This is a genomic window from Streptomyces sp. AA4 (genome assembly GCF_000158875.1).
GTDB lineage: Bacteria > Actinomycetota > Actinomycetes > Mycobacteriales > Pseudonocardiaceae > Amycolatopsis.
This window is the reverse complement of the sequence record NZ_GG657746.1, coordinates 182,817-204,544: the sequence shown is the minus strand read 5'-3', so window position 1 is coordinate 204,544 and position 21,728 is coordinate 182,817. Positions and strand designations below refer to the sequence as shown.

The window sequence follows — 21,728 nt, the reverse complement described above, 5'->3', positions numbered from 1 at the left end:
TCACTCCTGCTACTCGGCTGCGTCCCCGGCGAACCGCCGCAGCACGGAGTTGAAGTCCTCCGGCTCCTCGACGAACGGCAGATGCCCGGCCTCAACGAACCAACGCAGGACCGCCCCCGGAATCTTCCCGGCCGAATACTCTGCCGCCGAAGGATCCACCACCCCGTCGGCCGACCCGTGCACCACCAGGGTCGGTTTGTCGACCGCGGCGAGCACGTCGCCGCTGCCGATGTCCCGCCGGAACAGCGCGCCGCGCACCGCGGGCGGCACCGAAAGCGAGCTACCGAGCAACGCCTGCGCGTACGCACCCGGCACCTTCGGGCTGGCCTGGGCACGGGTGAACTCGACCAGCGCGGGGATCGCGACCTCGGCGTCCTCCGAGAGCGCGGCGGGCAGCGCGGCCCGCATGATCGGGCCAGTCGCGCCGCCCTCGCGCTTGCGGCCGATCTCGGTGATCGCGCCCACGAGCACGATGCCGCCGAGCCGTGCGGTGCCGTGCTCGCGCAAGTAGTCCGTGATCACCAGCCCGCCGTAGGACCAGCCGACGACGATCGCGTCCGGACCGGCGAAGTCGAGCACCGCGGCGAGATCGCCCGCCCACCGCGCCGGATCGTCGTAGCCGTCCTTCGGGACGTCGGATGCCCCGTGCCCGCGCAGGTCCATCGCGACGAGCCGGAACCGCTCGCTCAGCGCCGGGTCGGCCAGCTGGGCGGACCAGGCCGCGGCGGACTGGGCCCAGCCGTGCACGAAGACGATCGGACGCGCGTTGTCCGGGCCCTCGACGCGCAGTGCGATCCGCACGCCGCCGGCCCCGGTTACCTCAGTGTTCACTTCTACTTGTTAGCAGACCGCTAGTGGATCACTTCGCGGCCGACATCGACTTCCAGGTCGGCCAGTCGTAGAACCAGTCCTTGACGTCGGAGCTGGTCGGGCTGCCCAGCCGGGAGCCGGTGACCTCGACCGGGTCGCCGATCATCGCCGAATCGAAGTAGGCCTTGGCGTCCGCCTCGAGCAGGTTGACGCAGCCGTGCGAGTTGTTGGTCTTGCCGATCGCGGCCGCGTTGTCCTGGTTCTCGTGGATGAACTCGCCGTGGTTGGAGAACCGGCAGGCCCACTTCTTGTTGACGTTGGTGTAGCCGTACCGGGCGTTGTCGAACACCGCGTGCGGCTCCTTCGACATGATGATGAAGGTGCCGTTCGGGGTGTTGCGCTGGACGTCCGAGTCGAGCCCGTTGGAGCACGGGTAGCTCGCGCTCTCCGCGCCGCCGCGGTAGACCTTCATCACATGGTCCGGCGTGTGGATCTTGACCACCTGGTTGCGGCCGATCTTGAACTTGGTGCTGACGTCCGATTTCACGTAGACGCCCCCGCCGAGGTCCACGCCGTACAGGTTCGCCTCGACCTCGACGGTCGTGTTGGCCGGCCAGTACTCCTTGGGCCGCCAGTCGACCTGGTTCGGCGACAGCCAGGCCCACGAGCCCTCGACGTCCTTGCTGGTCTTGACCTTGAGCGCCTTCTCGACCGCCGCCCGGTCCTTCGGCGCGCCGCCGTTGAACTTCACGCTGATCGGCATCGCGACGCCCACCTCGGCGTCGTCGCCCGGGTTCAGCGTGGCGCGCACCGTCTTGGCCGGGCTGACCGTGGCGAACGACCCCTTCAGCTCAGCGGGCCGCTGGTCGGTGCCGGTCGCCTTGGCCGCGTAGTTGTAGGTCTTGCCGTAGCCGAGCGGTTCGGAACTGGTCCAGGACAGGCCGTCCGGGGCGAGTTCGCCCTTGATCTCGTCGCCGCCCTCGTTGGTGAGCTTGACCTCGGTCAGCTTGCCTTCGGTGACCTTCACCACCACCGGCTCGCGCACGCCCACGTCCTTGGCCCCGACGGCCGGGGTCGCGGTGAGCTTCGCCACCGGGGCGGCCGGCTTGCCGCCGTTGTCGCCACTGCCGCCCTGCGGCGACGCGGTGCCGTCATTGCTGCCGCCCGAGCACGCGGCGGCCAGCGCCGCCGCGCCGGTCGCGAGAACGGCCTTGAACACCGTACGGCGCTCGATCACGGTCTTACCTCCACTTGTCCCCCGCACCGGCATCTCCCACGCACATCAGCGCCGGTGAGCGACTCGACGTTACCTGCGAACCGGAAATTCCTCTCCATCCCGCAAGACGTTTCACCCGGCGCCCGGTTGCTGCCGATTTATTGTCGATTGACTCGCCCGGGTTACCCCGGGAGCCGTCAGAGCGAACAGTTGATCAGCAGTGGTTCCGGATACAGCCGCACGCCGAACCGCGCTTCGACCCCGTCGCGGACCTCGCGAGCCAGCGCGAGCAGATCCTCCGTACTGGCCCCGCCACGGTTCGTAAGCGCCAAAGTGTGCTTGGCAGACAGCGAAACGCGCCCGCCCGGACCGGGGTACCCCTTGCCGAACCCAGCCCGCTCGATCAGCCACGCGGCGGACAGCTTCACCCCGCCGCTGGCCGGGTACTGCGGAATCTTGCCCTCGGTCGACTCCGCGATCCTCGCGAGCACCGCCGGCGCTTCCTCCTCGGGAACGATCGGGTTGGTGAAGAACGACCCCGCACTCCACGTGTCGTGATCAGCCGGGTCGAGCACCATGCCCTTCCCGCGCCGCAGCCCGAGCACCGCTTCCCGCGCCCGCGCGGCGGGGACTTTCGCATCGATTTCGACCCCCAGCGTGCGCGCCAGCTCGGCGTACCGAATAGGCGCGGACTGCCCGCTGGGGTCGATCCGGAACCGCACACTGAGCACCACACCGCGGTCTGTGCCCTTGAGCACACTGGTGCGATAAGCGAAGCCCAACTCGTCGGCCTTGACCGTCCGCACCTCCTTGGCGGCCCGGTCGTACAACTCCACGGAGACGATCGATTCGGCCACTTCGCCGCCGTACGCCCCGACGTTCTGAATCGGCGTCGCCCCCACCGACCCCGGGATCCCGGAGAGACACTCCAGCCCGCCAAGCCCGCTGTCGACGAGCGCGGCAACGAACGCGTCCCACTCCTGCCCAGCAGCAACCTCGACGACGTCGCCATCGCGAGTCCACCCGGTGTTGGCGATCCGCACGAGGGTCCCGTCAAACCCCGCATCCCCCACCACGAGATTCGACCCACCACCAAGCAACAACACCGGCTCGCCGGACTCGTCCGCCGCGCGCACAGCGGCGACAAGCTCGTCAGCAGTGGTGGCGGTGATAGACCGGCGCACTGGTCCACCGAGACGGAGGGTGGTGTACTCAGCGAGACGGGTCAGGCCAGGCGTTTGAGCGGCATTCACGAGGCCTAACGCTACAGCCCGTTATCCGGCACTATCCGCTAATACTATCCAGCAACGCCACGGCTGAAACCCGATCGCGTTCAAGGTGAAGGCACAAGCTGATGCTGGCTCCGTCAGAGCTGCCGGCCGTCACCACCCGGTACTGTCCGCTACATGGGATCCCGCATCGAGCACCGCGGCGAATTCGACGGCTCGCTCGAAACCGTCTTCACCGCAGTAGCCGGAGAAGAAGCCCTCCGCGCACGCCTCGCCGCGCAAGGCGGAGAAGACGCCAAACTCCTGACCTACACCGCCGAAGGCGACTCCGTCCGCTACGAACTCCAGCACGGCATCAAGGCGGCCAAGCTCCCCCAAGCCGTCCGCGCCCTGCACAAGGGCGACATCATCGTCAACCGCACCCAGACCTGGAAGCGGTCCGGCGACGAGTACACCGGCCGCTCCGACGTCAGCGTGGGCGGCGTCCCCGGCGAAATCAGCGCCTCGACCTACCTCACCCCGAAGGACGGCAAGGTCGTCCTCCGCACTACCGGCGAGGTCGTCGTGCGCATCCCCCTCTTCGGCGGCCGGATCGAGGAGTTCGTCTCCGAGCAGGTGGTCAACCTGCTGCGGAACGAGGACGAGTTCACCGCACAGTGGCTGGCCGAGCACGCCTGACCCCGGTGGGAACCCCGACCAGGGGCACCACCAACCCCAACCGGTTGCGCCGGGTCGACCGCTGGCTCGCGAGCGACCCGGCCGTCACCCGGCTGCTGCGTCGGGGCGAAAGTCCCCTGGTCGTCGATCTCGGCTACGGAGCGTCGCCGGTCACGACGGTCGAACTGGCCCGCTGGCTGGCGCGCGTGCGGCCGGACGTCCGGGTGCTCGGGCTCGAACTCGACCCGGAGCGCGTCGCCGCCGCCCTGCCCGCCGCTGATCCGCCCCGGCTCGACTTCCGGCGCGGCGGCTTCGAACTGGCCGGAACGCGGCCGGTCCTGGTGCGCGCGTTCAACGTGCTCCGGCAGTACGCCGAAGACGAGGTCCCGGGCGCGTGGCAGCTGATGCTCGACGCGATGCCGCCGGACGGTCTCCTCGTCGAAGGCACCTGCGACGAGATCGGCAGGCTGGTCACGTGGGTCGCGGTCGGTGCCGACGGTCCGCGCACCCTGACCCTGTCGCTGCGCCTCGCCGAACTCGACCGTCCGTCCACAGTGGCCGAACGACTGCCGAAAATCCTCATCCACCGCAACATCCCCGGCGAACGCGTGCACGCCCTGATGTCCACTTTGGACGAATGCTGGGCGGCCGCCGCACCGCACCGTTCGTTCGGCGTGCGGGCCCGCTGGACCGCCACCGTCGCCATGCTCGCCGACCGCGGCTGGCCGGTCATCGGCAATCCGGAGCGCCGCAGGCTCGGCGAGCTGACCGTGGCCTGGGAGAGCGTCGCGCCGCGCTGAACCCACCTGTTCACCGCCCGCACCCCGCTGGGTCATCCCGTGGTGACCTTCAGTGCTGACGATGAGCGGGTGGAACTGCTGGAACACGTCACCGAGCTGATCCGGGGCACGCTCGGCTCGCCCTGGCTGTGGGTGCTCGTGTTCGCGATCGCCGGGCTGGACGCGCTGCTGCCGTTCATGCCGAGCGAAACGACCGTGGTGACCGTCGCCGTCCTGATCGGACCGGACCTGGGCAGGCTCGCCCTGCTGGTCGTCGTCTCGGCCGCCGGCGCGTGGGCGGGCGACTGTCTCGGCTACGCCGTGGGCCGCGCCGCCGGACCGCGCGCGGTCGCCTGGCTGCAGCGCGGACCGTCCGGACGGCAACGCTACGAATGGGCCCGCGACCAGGTCCGCCGGCAAGCGCCGCTGCTGATCATCGCCGCGCGCTACCTGCCGGGCGGCCGCGTCGCGAGCGCTCTCGCCAACGGCAGCCTCGGCTATCCGCTGCGCCGGTTCGTTCCGCTCGACGCCCTGGGCGCGGCGTTGTGGTCGCTGTACAGCGCGCTGATCGGGCTCGCTGGCGGGGCCGCGTTCGCCGATCGGCCGGGCTACGGCCTGCTGCTGTCGTTGCTGCTCGGGCTGCTGCTGGTCGTGCTGATCGAATTCGGCCGACGGGTGCGCGTGCGCAGGCTACGGTCAGGGCATGGACGCGCCACGTCTGCTGGAAGCGATCGACATCCACGCCGACCGGATCAAGGCCGCGACGCTCGCCGCGGGTCCGGCCGCGCCGGTCCGGAACTGTCCGAAGTGGACGGTGCAGGACCTGGTGACACACCTGACGGCGGTGCTCTCGTACACGGTCGCGGCGATCACCGACCGGAATGCTGAGCCACCGCGCGCGAGCACCTGGGAGGACGCCCTCGGCTGCTGGGACGGCCAACGGATGGCCGTGCGCGAAGCCCTGCGCCGTCCGGCGGACACCCCGCTGCGTTCGCCGTTCCCGCACGGCGGCCCCGTCACCGTCGAAGACTGGACGCGCCGGCTCGCGCACGAGTTCGCCATCCACCGGCTCGACGCGGAAAGCGCCCTGCTCACGCCGCCGGTCACGCGGTACCGGACGGAATTCGCCGAGGACGGCATCGACGAGTTCCTCGCCTTCCTGACCCCGCGCCGCGCGAAGCCGAGCGGCCGCGAGGGGATCGTCCAGGTCAGCACCGACACGCGGACGTGGACCGTGCTGCTGCGCGCCGATCAGCCGCCGACGCTGGGCGAAGGCGTCCCGGACCTCACGCTCGCCGGCCCGGCCGACGACGTCTACCGCGCGCTGTGGGGCCGTCCGAACCACGCCGGGAAAGTCGGCGACGCCACCCTTCTGGAGCCCCTCGCAGCGCCCTGACCAGCGGCCGGAGAGAATGGGCGCGTGTCAGATCCCCAGCGTTACGTGCTCACCTTCGGCTGCCCCGACCGCACCGGCATCATCGCCCGCATCTCGGGCTTCCTCGCCGACCACGGAGGAATGATCGTCGAGGCGGCGTATCACACCGACCCCGACTCGGGCTGGTTCTTCACCCGCCAGGTCGTCCGCGCCGATTCGCTGCCGTTCGACGCCGAGGGATTGCGCGAGCGGTTCGGCGCGGTCGCCCGCGAACTGTCCGCCGAGTCGAGCTGGCAGGTGCGCGACACCGGCGAGCGGCCGCGCGCGGTCGTGCTGGTCTCGAAGGCCGGGCACTGCCTGTACGACCTGCTCGGCCGGGTCGCCTCCGGGGAACTGGACGTCGACATCGCCGCGGTGATCGGCAACCACGATTCGCTCGCGGACATCACGCGCGCGCACGGGATCCCGTTCCACCACGTGCCGTTCCCGGCAGGCGACCCGGACGGCAAAGCGGCCGCGTTCGCCCAGGTCCGCGAACTGGTCGACGCGCACGACCCGCACGCGATCGTGCTGGCGCGGTTCATGCAGGTGCTGCCCGCCGACCTGTGTGCGGCGTGGGCCGGACGCGCGCTGAACATCCACCACAGCTTCCTGCCGTCGTTCATCGGCGCGAAGCCGTACCACCAGGCGCACACGCGCGGCGTGAAGCTCGTCGGCGCGACCTGCCACTACGTCACCGCCGACCTGGACGCCGGGCCGATCATCGAACAGGACGTGATCCGCGTCGACCACGGCGATTCGGTGCAGGACATGGTGCGCAAGGGCCGCGACATCGAGAAGGTGACCCTCGCCCGTGGCCTGCGCTGGCACCTGGAAGGCCGTGTTCTGGTGCACGGCAACCGCACCATGGTGCTCTGACGCGCTGGCTCTCTGTCCCGCAGACGTCCCGTGAAGGGCTCCTTGAGGGAATCCGATTCCCTCAAAGGAGCCCTTCACGGACCTTCACCTGGCATGGGAGCGCGCTCGGCGAGGGGTCAGCCGATCGTCGAGGTGTCGATCACGAAGCGGTACCGCACGTCGCTGTTCTCGACCCGCGCGTACGCCTCGTTCACCTGGTCCGCGCTGATCGTCTCGATCTCCGCGCCGACGCCGTGCTCGGCACAGAAGTCCAGCATCTCCTGGGTCTCCGCGATGCCGCCGATCATCGAACCGGCCAGCACGCGGTTGCCGCCGAGCAGGGAGAAGACGTTGTACTCCAGCGGTTCCCCCGGCGCGCCGACGTTCACCATCGCGCCGCCGACGCGCAGCAGGCTGAGGTATGCGTCGACCGGCAGCTTCGCCGAGACGGTGTTGAGGATGAGGTCGAACCGGCCGGCGAGCGTCTCGAAGGTCGACTCGTCGCTGGTCGCGTAGTAGTCCTTCGCGCCGAGCCGAAGGCCGTCTTCCTGCTTCTTCAGGCTCTGGCTGAGCACGGTGACTTCCGCGCCCATCGCGACGGCCAGCTTGACCGCCATGTGCCCGAGCCCGCCGAGGCCGACGACGGCGACCTTCTTGCCCGGCCCCGCGCCCCAGCGGCGCAGCGGCGAGTACGTGGTGATGCCCGCGCACAGCAGCGGCGCGGCGACGTCCAGTTCGATGCCCTCCGGGATCCGGCAGACGAACGCGTCCTTCACGACGATCTGCCGGCTGTATCCGCCGTAGGTGTTCTCGCCGTCGAAGCCGACCCCGTTGTAGGTCTGCACGTTGCCCTTGACGCAGAACTGCTCCGACCCGGCGCGGCAGTACTCGCATTCGCCGCAGGAATCGACCATGCAGCCGACCCCGACCCGGTCGCCGACCCGGTACTTCGTGACGTCCGAGCCGACCGCGGCGACCACGCCGGCGATCTCGTGGCCGGGCACCATCGGGAAGATCGCGGTCCCCCAGTCCTGGTGGACCTGGTGCAGGTCGCTGTGGCAGATGCCGGCGTACGCGATGTCGATCAGCACGTCGTCCGGCCGCAGGTCGCGGCGCTCGATCGTCGTCGGCGCGAGCGGTCCGCCCGGCGTCGCGGCGGCAATGGCGGAGGTGGTCGTGGTCATGAAGGCCTCCTGGGTGTCCCGGCCGGTCCGGGACAAAGTCGATGTAAGAACCCTCTTACATCGACTACCGTAGGCCTCGCCTTATTCCTCGACACGAGCACGATCGGGTGTGACGCACGACATGGCGGCGCAGTACCACCATCGCAATCTGCGCGCCGAGCTCGTGCGCGTCTCGCTCGATCTGATCGCGGAGAACGGGATCAAGGGCTTCTCGGTCGCCGAAGCCGCCCGGCGGGCGAAGGTTTCCACCGCCGCGCCGTACCGGCATTTCCCGGACCGCGCGGCGTTGCTGGCCGCAGTGGGCACGGTCGCGGCGCGCCAGTTGCGCGAACTCGCCGAGGAGGCAGCCGCCGCCGAGACGGACGAAGGCGCCGCGCTGGCCGCCGTCGCCGCCGCGCACACCCGGTACCTGATCGACACCCGGATCGGCCTGCACGTCTTCTTCGCCTCGGAGCTGGCTGACGTGCAGTACGTCGAACTGCACGATGCCCGCCGCGAACTGGTCGACGCGTCGCTGCTGCGCTGCCTCGCGATCGCGCCGGACCCGGCGATCGCGCTGGAGCTGATGGAACAGCTCCACACCCAGGCGTACGGCTACGGCGATTTCTACCTCAACGGCGTCTACCAATGGCTCGGCTATCCGACGGAGCAGGTCGTCGCGAAGTCGCGGCGCGCGGCGCGGATCGTGATCGAGGCTTATCGCGCGAGCAATCCGGCGATCAGCCCGGCGGAGTGGTGACGTAGCGGGCCGCCAGCCAGGAACCGAAGGCGTGCAACCGATCGGCGAGCGCGGACGGTTCGAGGACGTCGAAGTCCACGTCCAGGTAAGCCAGCCAACGCGCGGCCCAGTCGAGGTCGTCGGTGCCGAACCGGAGTTCGCATTCGTCGCCGTCCCCGACCACCGTGGCCACACTCGGGTCGACGAGTTCCCGGACCAGGTCGGCCGAGGTGTGCACCTGGCCCCGGACGCGATACCGCCACCTCGCATCCGTGATCAGATCGGCCACAGTGGACGGTGGTTCCGGCGCGGGCAACTTGCTCCCCAACGGCTGGACCGCCTCGATCCGGTCCACCGCAAAGGTTTTCCAGTCCGCGGCACCGCGCGGGCACGCCACGAGGTACCACTGCCGTCGCACCGTGACGAGCCGATAAGGCTGCACATCCAAGGGTTTCGCGGACGGAGCGTCCAAGGCTCGATGTCGGATCCGGACCGCTTCACCAGCCCGGCAAGCCAACGCGAGCGGCACCAGGATGTCCCGGGCGGCCTGCCGGAAAGGCTTGCCCGGCAACGATTCCACGCTCGCGAGCGCGGCAAGCCGAGCCTGCCAGCGCGTCGGTACCACCTGGGTCAGCTTGGCCAGCGCGGTCACCGTGGCGGTTTCCAGGCCGTCGACCGCCACCGCGGTCTGCAGGCCGAGCGAGACCGCGGCGACTTCGTCGGCGTCCAGCAGCAGCGGTGGCATCGCGGTCCCGTGCGCGAGCCGGTAGCCGCCGACCCGGCCCGGTTCGCCGTCGATGCGATAGCCGAGTTCGCGCAGCTGAGCGATGTCGCGCCGCGTGGTGCGCTCGGTGACGCCGAGCCGGGCCGCGAGGTCGGTGGCCGAGATGCCCGGGCGCGCCTGCAGCAGGGCCAGCGTCTCCAGGCGACGGCTCGTGGTGGTCATGATTTCGATTCTCGCGCAAAACTAGGACAGTATCCGACTGGGTATCCGGTCATCCTTGGTTCATGACTCAACTGCTCCGCCCCGAAGGGCTCGTCCAGTCCCCCGCCTTCACCCACGTCGCCGTGGTCCCGCCGGGCGCGACCACGGTCTACGTCGGCGGCCAGAACGCCGTCGACGCGAGCGGGAAGCTCGTCGGCGGAACTGACGTCGCCGCGCAGGTCGAGCGCGTGATGGCCAACCTGAAAACGGCACTGGCCGCCGCGGGCGCGACCGTCCAGGATGTGGTGATGCTGAACATCCTGCTGGTCGAGGACGTCGACCTGGCCCAGGCCTACCCGGTCGCCGCCGCGGGCCTGGCGGGCGCGACGCCGCCGGTGACCGCGCAGCGCGTGGCTGGGCTCGCCGTGCCGGGCGCGCTCGTCGAGGTCAGCGCGATCGCGGCGGTGGCCCGGTGACCGTCGGGAAGACCAAGGACGCGGGCTGGCAGATCGGGGTGTCGAAGACGGTCGGCCGCTCCGCCGAAGAGGTGTGGGACTTCATCACGTCTGCGGAAGGCGTGGCGATCTGGCTCGGCGAGGGGGTGACCGTCCAGCCCGAACCTGGCGTCGGCTACGAGACCGCCGACGGAATCCGCGGCGAGACGCGCAGTTTCCGCGAACTGGACCGGATCCGGCTCACCTGGCAGCCCGCCAGCTGGTCGCACGAGACGACGCTGCAGCTTGCGGTCCGCGCGAGCGGCGCGGACAAAGCGATGCTGCGCATTCACCAGGAACGGCTGGCCGACGCCGCCGAACGGGAGCAGCAGCGCCGCCATTGGCAGGGAGTTCTCGCCGAATTGATCACCGCGCTTGCCTAGCCCGCGCCCGACGGAGGACCCTGGTCTTCGAGCGGTTCACCGGCAGGAGGCGCGATGCTGTGCGTGTTCGATGTCAACGAGACGCTGCTCGACCTGAAGGTGCTCGACCCGCTGTTCGCCAAATTCACCGGAGACCCGCACGCGCGGCAGGAATGGTTCACGCTCGCGATCCACACCGTGCTCACGGTGACCGCGGCCGGCCAGTACCGCGATTTCGCGCAGATCGCCGGGGAAGCCGCGGCCGCCGTGTGCGCGCGGCACGGCCATGAACTGACCGACATCGAACTGGCGAAGGTCGGCGACGGCCTGCGGGCGCTGCCCGCACACGCCGACGTCGTGCCCGGCCTGGACCGCTTGCGCCAAGCCGGGCACCAGGTCGTCGCCCTCACGAACTCGCCGCTCGCGACCGCCGAGGCGCAGCTGCAAAACGCTGGCCTGGCAACGAAATTCGACCGGATCTTCTCCGCGCAGCAGGTCAGCAGGCTCAAGCCCGCGCCGGAGCCGTACCTCCAGGTGCTGCGTGCCTTCGGCGTCGAACCCGGCCAGGCGGTGATGATCGCCGCGCACGGCTGGGACATCGCCGGGGCACAAGCCGCGGGACTCCGGACCGCGCTGCTCGCGCGTCCCGGAGTCCATCCGCTGCCCGGCCTTCCCGCCGCGACCTACACCGCGGCGACGCTGCCCGAATTGGCCGAGGCGATCGTCAGGAACTGAGGCGCACCAGCATCTTTCCGGTGTTGGCCCCGCTGAGCAGGCCGAGGAAGGCGTCCGGCGCGTTGCGGATGCCGTCCACAAAGGTCTCGGAGTACTTGATCTCGCCGGACGCGACGAGCGGCGCGACCTCGGCCACGAACTCCTGCATCAGGTGCCAGTGGTCCAGCACGAGCAGGCCGCGCATGGTGATCCGCTTCGCGATGAGCTGCACCAGGTTGCGCGGGGCCGGCGTCGGCTCGGTGGCGTTGTACTGCGAGATCATGCCGCAGATCGCGATCCGGCCGTGCAGGTTCATCGACGCGATCGCGGCTTCCAGGTGCTCGCCGCCGACGTTGTCGAAGTAGACGTCGATGCCCTCGGGCGCGGCCGCGGCGAGCTGCTCGGCGACCGGTCCGTCCTTGTAGTTGAAGGCGGCGTCGAAGCCGAGTTCCTCGGTGAGGTAGCGGACCTTCTCCGCCGAACCCGCGCTGCCGATCACGCGCTTGGCGCCCTTGAGCCGCGCCAGCTGCCCGACGAGCGAGCCGACCGCACCGGCCGCGCCGGAGACGAAAACCGTGTCGCCCGGCTTGAATTCCGCGCTCACCAGCAGCCCGGCGTACGCGGTGAGGCCCGGCATCCCGAGCACGCCGAGGTAGGTCGACAGCGGCGCGACGGAATCGTCCACTTTGACCGCTCGCTTGGCGTCGAGCACCGCGTGCGTGCGCCAGCCCGCCTGGTGCAGCACGTGGTCACCGACCGCGAAGTCGTCCACAGTGGACTCGACGACCTCGCCGACCGCGCCGCCCTGCATGGCCTCGCCCACCACGAACGGCGGCGAGTAGGACTTCACGTCGTTCATCCGGCCGCGCATCGCCGGGTCGACGCTCATCACCAGGTTGCGCACCAGGATCTGGCCGGGACCCGGCTTCGGCACCTCGGTCTCGACGATGTCGAAATTGTCCATGGTCGGGACGCCGTGCGGACGGGCCGCGAGCCGGATCTCGGTCGCCTTGGCGGGCGTTGCGGGTGCGTTCACCGTCGAACTCCGTTTCGTTCAAGCCGGACTGAAGCGGGGCGCGCGCCCCGTCTACCCCGGCCAACGGAGAAACCGGGGCGCGCATTCCGATTGTCCCCGGAGCTGTGGCCAGCGCTACACGATCTCCGCGAGCTTGCCGAGCACGCCGTCGTAGATCTTCTTCAGCCCGGCCGGCGCGAAGGTCTTCTCGAAGAAGCCGCCGATGCCGCCGGCGCCGTCCCAGCTGGTCTGGATGCGGACCAGCGAACGCTCGCCGGAGGCGGTGACGGTCCAGGTGGTGACCATGCTGGAGTTCGCGTCGGTCTCGACGAAGGTGCCCGGCGACGGTTCGGTCACCGTGGCCGCGACGTCGCGCACGCGCTTGGACGTGGCCTGCAGCTTCCAGCTGGCCTTCGTCCCGGCTCCCACGCCGCCCTCGCTGACCTGGTAGTCGCGGTAGTGCTCGGTGAGCAGCTTCGGCCGCGTCTCGGCGTAGTCCGCGACCAGCTCACGCACGCGTTCCACCGGCGCGTCGATCGTGCGCTCCGCGGTGGCCGTGACCTTGCCCATGTCGTTTCCCCTGCTCTCGTCGGTTTCCGCCGCAGCAACCTTCGCACACGCGCGGAAACCCCGGGAGCGGCGGTACGCACCCGCCGCTCCCGGGAGAGCGTCAGGACAGGCCCTGCTGCTTCAGCCAGTCCTTGGCCACGTCGGCGGCGGGCTCGCCGTCCGCGTCGACCCGCTTGTTCAGCTCGCGCATGCCGTCGGTGGTGAGCTTCGCGCTCACCGCGTTGACGACGTTCGCGAAGTCCGGGCCGCGTTCGTCGAGCACCTTCTTGTTCACCGCGGGCACCACGTTCTCGGTGGGCACGATGGCGAGGTCGTCCTTGAGCGCGACGTACTGCGGGTCGCCGACCAGCGGGCTGACCGAGTCGACCGGGATGACCGTCACCGCGCCGGAGTTGAGCTGCTGCACGCGCGGCCCGGCTTCCTGCACGGTCTGGAAGGTGATGTTCGTCAGCTTGTAGACGTCCGTGAAGCCCTTGAAGCACGGCAGCCGCTTCTCGCACTCCGGCGCACCCGCCATGACGACCTTGTCGAGCTTCTTCAGGTCGCTGATCGACGCGATGCCCTTCGACTTCGCGAGATCGGCCTTCACGATGTAGGTGTTCTTGTCCTCGGCGGCGGCGTAGTTCAGCAGCCCGACGCCCTCCGGCGCGAAAAGCTTCTCCAGCTGGTCGTGCTCGGCCTTGGCGTCCTTCGTGGCCTCCTTGCCGAAGCCGGTCGTGATCGCCGCGCCCTGGTACTCCGGCAGGAACTGCAGTTCGCCGGACTTCAGCGACGGGTAGACCAGCTCGCGCGAGCCGAGGTTCAGCTTCCGGGTGACCGGATAGCCCTTGGCCTCCAGCGCGCCCGCGTAGATCTCGGCCAGGATCTGGCTGTCGGTGAAGTTGAACGAGGCGACGACGATCGGAGCGCCGCCCTTGCTCGGCGCGGCCGGCTGGTCGCTTCCCCCACCGCACGCGGTCAAGCCGAGCGCGGCCGTCGCCAGCAGCGCGGCCACTCGGATGTTCCGGGTCCAGCGCACGTGTCCCCACACTCCTCAGTTCACTCGTTTGTGGGAATGGACCCTAACCGCGCCCCCCGACAGAAACCACTGGTTAGGAATCCTCGCCACGGAATCCCAAGGGCCGGAATATTGTCGCTCGATCGGGGTAAGGTCACGCCGTGCACGCGTCCGTCACCCCGCTGCTGGCCGACAGCAGCCGCCCCCTCTTCGAATGGCGGTGGGTCGAACGCAACGCCGACGCGATTCTGCAGCGGCTCGGCGAGCACATCGCCCTCACCGCGACCGCGCTCGGCGTCGGCCTCGTGCTCTCGCTCGCGCTGGCCACGCTGTGCCTGCGCTACCGCTGGTTCTATCCGTTTGTCGTCGGCGCGGCGGGCGCGCTCTACGTGATCCCGAGCCTGGGCGCGTTCGCGCTGCTGGTTCCGCTGCTCGGGTTTTCCTTCGCCACCGCGGTGATCCCGCTGGCGACGTACACGCTGCTGATCCTGATCCGCAACATCGTGACCGGCGTGCAACAGGTGCCGACCGAGGTGCGCGAAGCGGCGATCGGCATGGGCTTCACGCCGCGGCGGCTGTTGTGGCAGGTGGAGCTTCCGCTCGCGCTGCCGGTCGTGATCGCCGGGCTGCGGGTGGCCGCGGTGACGACGATCGGCCTGGTCACCGTCACGTCGCTGCTCGGCAAGGGCGGCCTCGGCTACTTCATCCGCGCCGGCATCCAGACGACGGTCCCGAACCCGAGCCCGATCATCGTCGGCGTCGTGTTGTCGATCGCGCTGGCCGTGCTGGTCGATTTGCTGCTGTGGCTGAGCGAACGCGCGCTGGCCCCGTGGGCTCGGAGGGCCGCGCGATGAGCTTTTTCGAGCAGCTGAGCCACTGGCTGGCCGATCCGAACCGCTGGAGCTGGACCGATCCGGCCGGGATTCCGTTCCGGACCGTGCAGCATCTGTGGTTCTCCGCGCTGGCGCTGGCGCTCTCGATCGTCCTGACCGTCCCGCTCGCGCTCGTGCTCGGGCACTACCGGCGCGGCCAGTTCCTGGCCAGCAGCGCGGTGAACATCGGCCGGGCGATCCCGAGTTTCGGGCTGATCATCCTGTTCTGGTTCCTGGCCAGCCGCTGGGGCGCGAACACGGACTTCTGGCCGCTGCTGCTCGCGCTCGTCGCGCTGGCGCTGCCGCCGCTGTTCACCAACACCTACGCCGGGGTGGTGCAGGTGGAACAGGAGGTCGTCGACGCGGCGCGCGGCACCGGGTATCGCGAATGGCAGATCATGTTGCGCGTGGAACTGCCGCTGTCGTCGCCGGTGATCGTGGCCGCCGCGCGAGTGGCGTTCCTGCAGCTGGTCGCGACGGTCGCGATCGGCGCGATCGTCAACGACGGCGGCGGCCTCGGCCGCTACATCGTGGACGGCTTCGCCCTCGGCGAGCAGGGCCACGGCGAAATCTTCGGCGGCGGCCTGGCGGTGGTCGTCCTGGCGTGGGTGTGCGAGGGCTTGTTCGCGCTGCTGACCAAGCTGGCTACGCCTCGCGGTCTCGCACTCCAGCAGGCCCGTCGGGACTCGTGAGGCAGACCTCGGCCAGCCGGTCGATCTCCGGCCCCAGCGACCGGTCGACCACCACCGGTTCGATCCTCTCCGCGAGCCAGGCGTAGGTGTCACTGAGCTTCGGCGCGCCTGAGGTTTCGCGGAGATACCGCGCCTGCCGTCCGGCGATCAGCTCGCAAGCGGTGATGGCGAAGAAGTGTCCGAGGACGGTCTCGAGTTCGGCTCCGGCCTGGCTGGCAAACGCTTGCACGTCCTCCTGACCAGCGGAGGTGTCCAGCGACCCGAGCGTCGCCGGAGCGGCTAGACGGCGCATCGCGTGCAGCTCGCCCGCCGCGCGTTTGTGCAACGGCGTCAGTCCGGCCTGCGGCCCCGGATCCACCGCGAGCTGCGGCGGCAAACCGCTGAACTGTGGGTCGAGGAGGCGATGGAGGCGCTGTACCGAGGCCTCCGCCGCATGGATCAGCGCGGCTTTGACGGCGTCCATCCTCAGCCCGAGCGCTGCGGCGTGATAGCCGGTGGTCGGGAGGAACTCACCGTCCACGAAGGCTGGGGAGTCCGCCGGCGTTTCCCCGGAGTCCTGCAGGGTTTCCCGTAGTTCCTCGACAGTGCGGCTGACGTATCCGAGCACCTTCGGGCCAACTCGCACCGAGATCGGCGCCTGCACGACTCCGTCTTTCGCGGCGGCCCCTTCGATGAGTTTCTCGACGCGGGTGCCGCGGTAGATCGCTTGCGGTGCGCCGAGAACGTCCACGGTGATCGCCGCGCAGAGCGTCTGCCAATCGATCAGCCGACGCGCGCGTTTGCCGCAGACCCACGCGTACGCCTCGGCCAGCGGCGAACCTTGGATGAGGCTCGCCCCTTCCTTCGGCCCCAGCACGAACGGCTGCACGCTGCGCTTTTGCAGCGCTTCCGCCGCCGGGACCTCGGCACCGTCCTCGATGACCGTGCCGAGCCCGACGAAGGTCTGGAACGCGTGCGCGAGCGGGATGATCTCGCCCGCGCTGCCGAGACTGTCTCTGGGGACGGCCGGGAGGAACCCGTCGTTGAGCCGGTCCGCGAGGAAGGTGACCAGCTCGGGGCTGACCGCCGCGTCGCCGCGAAGAAAGCCGCGCAGCCGCATGCGCAGCAACGCCCGGGTCAATTCCGGCGACAGCCACGGTTTCCCGCCGACCGCCCGGCCGACCAGCAGATTCCGCTGGTGCTCGGCCTGCTGCGCGACGGTCAGCCGGGTCCCGGCGAGCCGTCCCATGCCGGTGTTGACGCCGTAGATCGGGGTGTCGTCGCTCAGCGCGGCCAGCATCGCTTCGCGCCGCTGCCTGAGCGCTTCGAGAGTGCCCGGGCTGATTTCGACTGGTTCGTCCACTATGGACAGTTCAGCGCGCGAGCCCGTCGATGACCTCGGCGTTCGGCAGCCCCGCGAGCGCCGCGCCGGAGATCAGGAGCTTGCTGCCGCGAATCCCGCTGCCGATCACCAGCTCCGGCGCGTCCGCGACGGCTTGGTCGATGAGGATCGGCCAGTCCGAGGGCAACCCGACGGGCGTGATGCCGCCGTACTCCATGCCAGTGAGGGAAACGGCCTCGTCCATCGGCGCGAAGGACGCCTTGCGCACGTCGAGCCTGCGCTTGATGACGCCGTTGACGTCGGCGCGGGTGGTCGCGAGCACGAGCGCCGCGGCGAACCGGACCTCCCCGGCCCGCTTGCCGGCGACCACGACGCAGTTCGCGGACGCGGCCAACGGCGACCCGTAGGCCTCGCAGAACGCGGCGGTGTCGGCGAGTTCCGGATCGATCTCGGTGACGCCGAGGTCGTCCGGCGCGGGCATCGCGGCCAGCGCCTTGGCGACGGGCTCGGCGAGCAGGTCGGTACGGGTCGGGGCGGGAACGACGGTGAGGCTTCCGGCGATAGTCCAGGTGGTCACCGGCCCGAATGTAATCCGCCGGGCGCCCCGGTCACCAGTTGCGGTGGCCCCGCTGCACCTCGATGAGCTTCGGCCGCACGTCGACGATGTAGACGAGCGCCGCCGCCATCGCGGGCACCCAGAAGATGAACCCGGGCCCCTGAATCTGGAACAGCACCAGGGCGAGCGTGGCCCCGCCGGTGATCAGCATCCAGATCGGCTTGGTCTTGCGATCGGCCGCCGAGTACGCGTCGGCTCGCTGGAGCAGCGCGTGAACGAAGGCGAAGAGCCCGACCAAGGCGCTGCCCCAGTGGATGACCCAGAGGATCCAATCGGCAACCAGCACGACGCCAGCTTACGGCAAACCGCCCACGCCGCCCGCTCCCCCGAACCCCGGCCTCGCCACGTGACTGCTGGTCAGGATCGGGTCGGCGGCGTTTGGCCACGGTTTGCCGCGCCGCCGGGGACCCGGGGTGACAACGGTCACTTCTCGCCTGCTTCTCGCGAACCCAGGTCGAGCCCGACGAGACTCAGCCGAGTCGGGTCCGACCCGGCACCGCAACCGCCTCACACTGCGGCCCGACCACACCGCCAAACGCCGCGACCGCCCACGACAGCCGGGCCAAAACAGCACACGGCGGCCGGGCCAACCCTCGGCCCGGCCGCCGTGCGACCCCTCGATCTTCAATTCTCGCCCGGGGCGACTCCGGCGCAAACCGAGTCACCCCAACGGTTCCGGCACCGGAGTACCGAACCGCCGTCAGCGCGGAAGCCGCGGCAGGGAAACCGCCGTCACTTCTCCGTCTTCGGCGCGGCGGCCGGCTTCTTCGCGTTCGCCGTCGTCGTGCTGGTGGTCGTGCGGCGGGCCGGGGTGGCGGTCTTCGGCGCGGTGCGGTTCGCGGCCTTGCGGGCCACCGACCGGGTCTCGTGCGCGACGTTCTCGCCGATCTCCTCGACCGCGTCCGCCGTCTCGCCGGCCACCTCGGTCACCTTGCGGGCGGCCTTCTCGCCGGCCGAGCGGGTGCGCTTGGTGACCTTCGCCAGCACGCCGTCGACGCGCTCGCGGGTCTCCTCGGTCAGGCCCTCGACGCGCTCCTGCGCGGCGGTCAGCGCGTCTTCCAGCTGCTCGATGGCCTTCTTGACCTGCGGCTGCGCGGCGATCTTGTCCCACGCCTGCTCGCCGGACTCGGCCAGCTTGTTGTACAGCTTCAGCGCGGCCTCGGTGTACTCGTCGATGGCCTTGCGCAGTTCGGCCGGGTCGAGCTTCTCGCGGAGGCTCTCGACGTCGGTCGGCAGCTCCTCGAGACCCTTGCGGGCGGCCTCGGTGTTCTTGGTGACGTTGGCGCGGGCCTTGGCGACCGCGTCGGTCACGGCCTGGCTGGCCAGGTTGCCGGCGCCGAGCGCGGCGAGCAGCGGGGTGCGGACCTGGTCGAGCGCGGTGTTGACGGCCTTGCGGACGTCCTCGGTCTTGGGCGTGGTCATGCCGACTCCTCAGTGGTGTCTTGGGTGGTCTTCGGTGCGGTGTTCACGGCGGCGTTTTCGCGCCGGAAGGACTCGTAGACGTCGAGCAGGACCTGCTTCTGCCGTTCGGTCAGCTCGGCGTCCGCGCGGATCGCGTCGCCGACCGGGCCGCCGGTCGGCAGGTCGAGAATCCCGGCCTGCACGTACAACGCTTCGGCCGAGATCCGCAGCCCCTTGGCGATCTGCTGCAGGATCTCCGCGCTGGGTTTGCGGACCCCGCGCTCGATCTGGCTCAGGTACGGATTGGACACCCCGGCGAGCTTCGACAGCTGGCGCAGCGAAATCTTCGCGGAACTGCGCTGCTGGCGGATGTACTCGCCGATGTCGGAGGCGATGTCCGCGACCTTGTCCATGGGGCGCTGTGCTCCGCCGGGTTCTGTCATCCGGTCACCTCCTCGCGACCTACTCGACAGTACGCTCGCGTGCTAGCTATTGCAAGCACCCTGCTTGCAACCATCGGGTGTGGTTCCGCTCACCCCGTTACCCTGGGCTTATGCGGGCCCAACGGTTGCGTCGTCGGCTGGTGCGGCACCTCGTCGAAGAGGACGTGCTGCACGACGAAGCGTGGACGCGCGCCTTCGCCACCGTCCCGCGGCACGTGTTCCTGCCGCGGTTTTTCGTGCCCGCCGGCCACCTCTGGGCGGCGGTCGACCGCAGCGACCCGGATTGGCTGGACCGCGTCTACTCGCGCGACGTCCTCGTCACCCAGCTCGACGACGACCCGGCGCTCTGGGACCGCGCCCGCGCGCACGGACCGGTCCCCGGCGTGCCGACCAGTTCGTCCAGCATGCCCGCGATCATGGCGATCATGCTGGAAGAACTCCTGGTCCGCGACGGCGATCGGGTACTGGAGATCGGCACCGGAACCGGCTACAACGCGGCTTTGCTGTGCCACCGCTGCGGTTCCGGCCAAGTGTCCACAGTGGACATCGACCCGGCCATCGCGGCCGCCGCGCAGGAACGCTTGACCTCCTGCGGCTACGCCCCCGCGTGCGCCACCGGCGACGGCGCACTCGGCTTCCCGGCCGGGGTGCTCTTCGACCGGATCCTGTGCACCGCGTCGGTATCGCGGATTCCCCTTGCCTGGCTTGCTCAAACACTCCCCTGCGGCCACATCGTGACCACCCTCAACCGCCCGCTCGGCGGCGGGCTGGTCCGCCTCACCGCCGGTGAAGGCGCGACGGCCGAGGGCAAAGTCCTTGCCCGGGACGGCCGCTTTATGCCTCTGCGCGCGCATCGCCTGCCGCCGCTCGCGGAACTGCCGCCCGCTGAGGAGGCACAATGGCGTCCGACGGAGCTTTCGATGACGGATGTGCTTAAGCCGCAACGGCATTTCGAGTTTTTCGCGTCGCTGGAGTTGCCTGACGTTCGCCCGGTGCACGTAGACCCGAACGGCGCCTTCGCGCTGTCTCATCCGGACGGTTCCTGGGTCCGCACCCGTCGAACCGACTCCGGTTTCGAGGTGGCGCAAGGAGGTCCGCGCGCGCTGTGGGATCTCGCCGAGGACGCACACCGCCGCTGGGAATCGCTGGGGCGGCCCGGCCGTTCGCGCTTCGGCCTCACGGTCACCAGCGACGAGCAGACTTTCTGGCTGGACGATCCGCAATCCGAGAACCGCTGGCCGTGCGGCTGATCGCGGGTGCCTACGCACCAATTCCTAGGTCCGACCCAATTCTGGCCCGGACCCACTTTTCCACCGCGGTCACGACGTCGTCGAGCCGGGCCTGCGTGGTGTCGATGGACTCGACCTGCCCGCGTATCCACAGGTTGAACTCGAGCATCTCCTCGATGCGCGGCTCGTCCCACTCCCGCCACGCCGGCCGGGCGCGCAGCCGACGCCGGAGAGTCTCGTTGTCCGCGACCAGAGCCAGATAGTGCACGTCCGAGAAGAAAACGCGCTCTGGCAACGGTTCCAGCTCCTGGGGAGCGACCGTCCCGCACAATACGACCGGCCGTCCGTTCTGGTGCAGCATCGCCGTCATCCGCAGCCAGGCCCCGCGAAACGCCGGATTCCCCGGGACGTCGTCGCGCAACGCGCCAGTCCACAGCACGTCCTGCTCCAGCACGACCGCCTCGCCCGCCAACCGCTGCGCCAGCTTCGGCCCGACTGTCGATTTGCCGCCCGCGCTCGGCCCCGTCAACGCGAACAACGGCAGCCGCCGGAACGGCCACCGATGTCCGCATTCCGCGCACCGCAAGAGGTCCCCGTCGGCCTGTGGACAACTCGCCCGGTCGCCGCAGGCCGGACAGATCCGCAGATCGAGTGCTACCGGAACTGTGGACAACTCAGTCGAAGAGGTTCTCGAGGAAACTGCGCTTGCGGCGTCCGCCGTACGGCCGCGGCGAGTCCGCGTAACCACCGCGGTACGGCCGGGGCGAGTCCGCGTGCCCGCCTCGATACGGACGCGGCGAATCCGAATACCCGCCCCGGTACGGGCGAGGCGAATCGGGACGGCCGTACGGCGGTGGCTGCTGCCGGTAGAACGCGCTCTCCGCGCCGGCGATCTGCTCCAGCTCGCCGCGGTCGAGGAAGATCCCGCGGCAGCCGTCGCACTGCTCGATGTGGACGCCGTTCTTGTCGACCGTGCGCATCACGTTCTGACACTTCGGACAAATCACGCATTTGACCCTACGCGGATACGCCGCGCCGTGTCAGCAGGCGCAGAGGCAGAACGGGTGGCCGACCGGATCGGCGTACACGCGGAAGGTCTCCGGGGAATCGTCGAGCAACTTCGCGCCCAAGCCGAGAACGCGCTGGTGAGCGGCCTCGAGATCGGGGACGTCGAGATCGAGATGCGCCTGCTGCGGGCGGTCCTGCGACGGC

General features: G+C 69.8%; 27 protein-coding genes and 1 pseudogene. 12 read left to right on the top strand and 16 right to left on the bottom strand.

Going from position 1 to position 21,728, the window contains the following annotated elements; all coding sequences use genetic code 11:
• Positions 1–9 precede the first annotated feature (9 nt).
• The 3 genes from SSMG_RS00980 to SSMG_RS00970 all read right to left on the bottom strand — a co-directional run bounded on the left by SSMG_RS00980 (position 10) and on the right by SSMG_RS00970 (position 3,255).
• Positions 10–831, bottom strand: coding sequence for an alpha/beta fold hydrolase (locus SSMG_RS00980; RefSeq protein ID WP_009071926.1), 822 nt, complete (start codon positions 829–831; stop codon positions 10–12).
• Between the two features lie 28 nt (positions 832–859).
• Positions 860–2,047: an Ig-like domain-containing protein gene (locus tag SSMG_RS00975; protein WP_009071924.1), complete on the bottom strand. Its 1,188-nt coding sequence runs from the start codon at positions 2,045–2,047 to the stop codon at positions 860–862.
• A 176-nt stretch (positions 2,048–2,223) separates the two neighbouring features.
• Positions 2,224–3,255: a UDP-N-acetylmuramate dehydrogenase gene (locus SSMG_RS00970; protein WP_199786118.1), complete on the bottom strand. Its 1,032-nt coding sequence runs from the start codon at positions 3,253–3,255 to the stop codon at positions 2,224–2,226.
• A gap of 177 nt (positions 3,256–3,432) precedes the next feature.
• On the opposite strand from SSMG_RS00970, the gene SSMG_RS00965 reads away from it, so the two are divergent.
• The 5 genes and pseudogenes from SSMG_RS00965 (at position 3,433) to purU (ending at position 6,984) form a co-directional block, all read left to right on the top strand.
• Complete coding sequence (locus SSMG_RS00965) at positions 3,433–3,933, top strand: DUF2505 domain-containing protein (protein ID WP_009071921.1); 501 nt, start codon at positions 3,433–3,435, stop codon at positions 3,931–3,933.
• Positions 3,912–4,712, top strand: a complete 801-nt coding sequence (locus tag SSMG_RS00960) for a hypothetical protein (RefSeq protein ID WP_009071919.1) — start codon at positions 3,912–3,914, stop codon at positions 4,710–4,712. The genes SSMG_RS00965 and SSMG_RS00960 overlap by 22 nt, the downstream gene beginning before the upstream one ends.
• Before the next feature lie 69 nt (positions 4,713–4,781).
• Positions 4,782–5,579, top strand: coding sequence for a DedA family protein (locus SSMG_RS00955; RefSeq protein ID WP_009071917.1), 798 nt, complete (start codon positions 4,782–4,784; stop codon positions 5,577–5,579).
• Positions 5,482–6,087 (top strand): annotated as a pseudogene (locus tag SSMG_RS00950) (maleylpyruvate isomerase family mycothiol-dependent enzyme); the annotation flags it as partial. The gene SSMG_RS00955 and the pseudogene SSMG_RS00950, both read left to right, overlap by 98 nt.
• A 24-nt stretch (positions 6,088–6,111) precedes the next feature.
• The gene (gene purU / locus SSMG_RS00945) at positions 6,112–6,984 is read left to right on the top strand and encodes a formyltetrahydrofolate deformylase (protein WP_009071915.1); all 873 of its coding nucleotides are present in this window, start codon (positions 6,112–6,114) and stop codon (positions 6,982–6,984) included.
• Positions 6,985–7,100: 116 nt separating this feature from the next.
• Here purU and SSMG_RS00940 read toward each other — a convergent pair whose 3' ends face one another.
• On the bottom strand, positions 7,101–8,147 hold the full coding sequence (locus tag SSMG_RS00940; RefSeq protein WP_009071913.1) for an NAD(P)-dependent alcohol dehydrogenase: 1,047 nt from the start codon (positions 8,145–8,147) through the stop codon (positions 7,101–7,103).
• 109 nt (positions 8,148–8,256) lie between these two features.
• Between SSMG_RS00940 and SSMG_RS00935 the strand changes: the two genes are divergently transcribed.
• Positions 8,257–8,886 carry a TetR/AcrR family transcriptional regulator gene (locus SSMG_RS00935; protein ID WP_009071911.1) on the top strand — a complete coding sequence of 210 codons (630 nt, stop codon included), beginning with the start codon at positions 8,257–8,259 and terminating at the stop codon, positions 8,884–8,886.
• Here the strand turns inward: SSMG_RS00935 and SSMG_RS00930 are convergent.
• The gene (locus tag SSMG_RS00930; protein ID WP_009071909.1) at positions 8,867–9,811 is read right to left on the bottom strand and encodes a YafY family protein; all 945 of its coding nucleotides are present in this window, start codon (positions 9,809–9,811) and stop codon (positions 8,867–8,869) included. The genes SSMG_RS00935 and SSMG_RS00930 overlap by 20 nt on opposite strands.
• A gap of 62 nt (positions 9,812–9,873) precedes the next feature.
• Between SSMG_RS00930 and SSMG_RS00925 the strand changes: the two genes are divergently transcribed.
• Genes SSMG_RS00925 through SSMG_RS00915 form a run of 3 tightly spaced genes read left to right on the top strand, consistent with a single transcriptional unit; the run spans position 9,874 to position 11,381 of the window.
• Positions 9,874–10,266, top strand: coding sequence for a RidA family protein (locus SSMG_RS00925; RefSeq protein WP_009071907.1), 393 nt, complete (start codon positions 9,874–9,876; stop codon positions 10,264–10,266).
• A complete protein-coding gene (locus tag SSMG_RS00920) occupies positions 10,263–10,667 on the top strand; it encodes an SRPBCC domain-containing protein (protein WP_009071905.1) in 405 nt (134 codons plus the stop codon). Before SSMG_RS00925 ends, SSMG_RS00920 begins: the two co-directional genes overlap by 4 nt.
• A gap of 54 nt (positions 10,668–10,721) precedes the next feature.
• Positions 10,722–11,381, top strand: a complete 660-nt coding sequence (locus SSMG_RS00915; protein ID WP_009071903.1) for a haloacid dehalogenase type II — start codon at positions 10,722–10,724, stop codon at positions 11,379–11,381.
• On the opposite strand, the gene SSMG_RS00910 is transcribed toward SSMG_RS00915, so the two are convergent.
• The 3 genes from SSMG_RS00910 to SSMG_RS00900 form a co-directional block, all read right to left on the bottom strand.
• Positions 11,371–12,396 (bottom strand): NADP-dependent oxidoreductase, encoded by a 1,026-nt coding sequence (locus tag SSMG_RS00910; RefSeq protein WP_009071900.1) that lies wholly within the window; start codon positions 12,394–12,396, stop codon positions 11,371–11,373. The two genes, SSMG_RS00915 and SSMG_RS00910, sit on opposite strands and share 11 nt — an antisense overlap.
• Positions 12,397–12,510: 114 nt before the next feature.
• The gene (locus SSMG_RS00905) at positions 12,511–12,945 is read right to left on the bottom strand and encodes an SRPBCC family protein (RefSeq protein WP_009071899.1); all 435 of its coding nucleotides are present in this window, start codon (positions 12,943–12,945) and stop codon (positions 12,511–12,513) included.
• Positions 12,946–13,045: 100 nt separating this feature from the next.
• Positions 13,046–13,963 (bottom strand): ABC transporter substrate-binding protein, encoded by a 918-nt coding sequence (locus tag SSMG_RS00900; protein ID WP_037712162.1) that lies wholly within the window; start codon positions 13,961–13,963, stop codon positions 13,046–13,048.
• Between the two features lie 140 nt (positions 13,964–14,103).
• Between SSMG_RS00900 and SSMG_RS00895 the strand changes: the two genes are divergently transcribed.
• Complete coding sequence (locus SSMG_RS00895) at positions 14,104–14,796, top strand: ABC transporter permease (protein ID WP_009071894.1); 693 nt, start codon at positions 14,104–14,106, stop codon at positions 14,794–14,796.
• Positions 14,793–15,506, top strand: coding sequence for an ABC transporter permease (locus tag SSMG_RS00890; RefSeq protein ID WP_009071892.1), 714 nt, complete (start codon positions 14,793–14,795; stop codon positions 15,504–15,506). The genes SSMG_RS00895 and SSMG_RS00890 overlap by 4 nt, the downstream gene beginning before the upstream one ends.
• Here SSMG_RS00890 and SSMG_RS00885 read toward each other — a convergent pair.
• From SSMG_RS00885 to SSMG_RS00865, 5 genes are all read right to left on the bottom strand, one after another.
• Positions 15,460–16,848 carry an aromatic amino acid lyase gene (locus SSMG_RS00885; protein ID WP_009071890.1) on the bottom strand — a complete coding sequence of 463 codons (1,389 nt, stop codon included), beginning with the start codon at positions 16,846–16,848 and terminating at the stop codon, positions 15,460–15,462. The genes SSMG_RS00890 and SSMG_RS00885 overlap by 47 nt on opposite strands.
• A 10-nt stretch (positions 16,849–16,858) precedes the next feature.
• Positions 16,859–17,404 carry a YbaK/EbsC family protein gene (locus SSMG_RS00880; RefSeq protein WP_009071887.1) on the bottom strand — a complete coding sequence of 182 codons (546 nt, stop codon included), beginning with the start codon at positions 17,402–17,404 and terminating at the stop codon, positions 16,859–16,861.
• Between the two features lie 31 nt (positions 17,405–17,435).
• On the bottom strand, positions 17,436–17,729 hold the full coding sequence (locus SSMG_RS00875) for a DUF2516 family protein (protein ID WP_037712157.1): 294 nt from the start codon (positions 17,727–17,729) through the stop codon (positions 17,436–17,438).
• 446 nt (positions 17,730–18,175) lie between these two features.
• Positions 18,176–18,865: a hypothetical protein gene (locus SSMG_RS00870; RefSeq protein ID WP_009071883.1), complete on the bottom strand. Its 690-nt coding sequence runs from the start codon at positions 18,863–18,865 to the stop codon at positions 18,176–18,178.
• Positions 18,862–19,287: a helix-turn-helix domain-containing protein gene (locus SSMG_RS00865; RefSeq protein ID WP_009071881.1), complete on the bottom strand. Its 426-nt coding sequence runs from the start codon at positions 19,285–19,287 to the stop codon at positions 18,862–18,864. Before SSMG_RS00865 ends, SSMG_RS00870 begins: the two co-directional genes overlap by 4 nt.
• Positions 19,288–19,397: 110 nt before the next feature.
• On the opposite strand from SSMG_RS00865, the gene SSMG_RS00860 reads away from it, so the two are divergent.
• Positions 19,398–20,537 carry a methyltransferase domain-containing protein gene (locus SSMG_RS00860; protein ID WP_009071879.1) on the top strand — a complete coding sequence of 380 codons (1,140 nt, stop codon included), beginning with the start codon at positions 19,398–19,400 and terminating at the stop codon, positions 20,535–20,537.
• 10 nt (positions 20,538–20,547) lie between these two features.
• Here the strand turns inward: SSMG_RS00860 and SSMG_RS00855 are convergent, their stop codons facing one another.
• The 3 genes from SSMG_RS00855 to SSMG_RS43090 all read right to left on the bottom strand — a co-directional run.
• A complete protein-coding gene (locus tag SSMG_RS00855) occupies positions 20,548–21,189 on the bottom strand; it encodes an AAA family ATPase (RefSeq protein WP_050788101.1) in 642 nt (213 codons plus the stop codon).
• A 1-nt stretch (position 21,190) separates the two neighbouring features.
• Entirely contained in the window at positions 21,191–21,523 is a 333-nt protein-coding gene (locus SSMG_RS00850; RefSeq protein WP_078560681.1) for a zf-TFIIB domain-containing protein, read from the bottom strand.
• 33 nt (positions 21,524–21,556) lie between these two features.
• A partial coding sequence (locus SSMG_RS43090) for a VOC family protein (RefSeq protein ID WP_286157013.1) occupies positions 21,557–21,728 on the bottom strand: 172 nt, incomplete at its 5' end.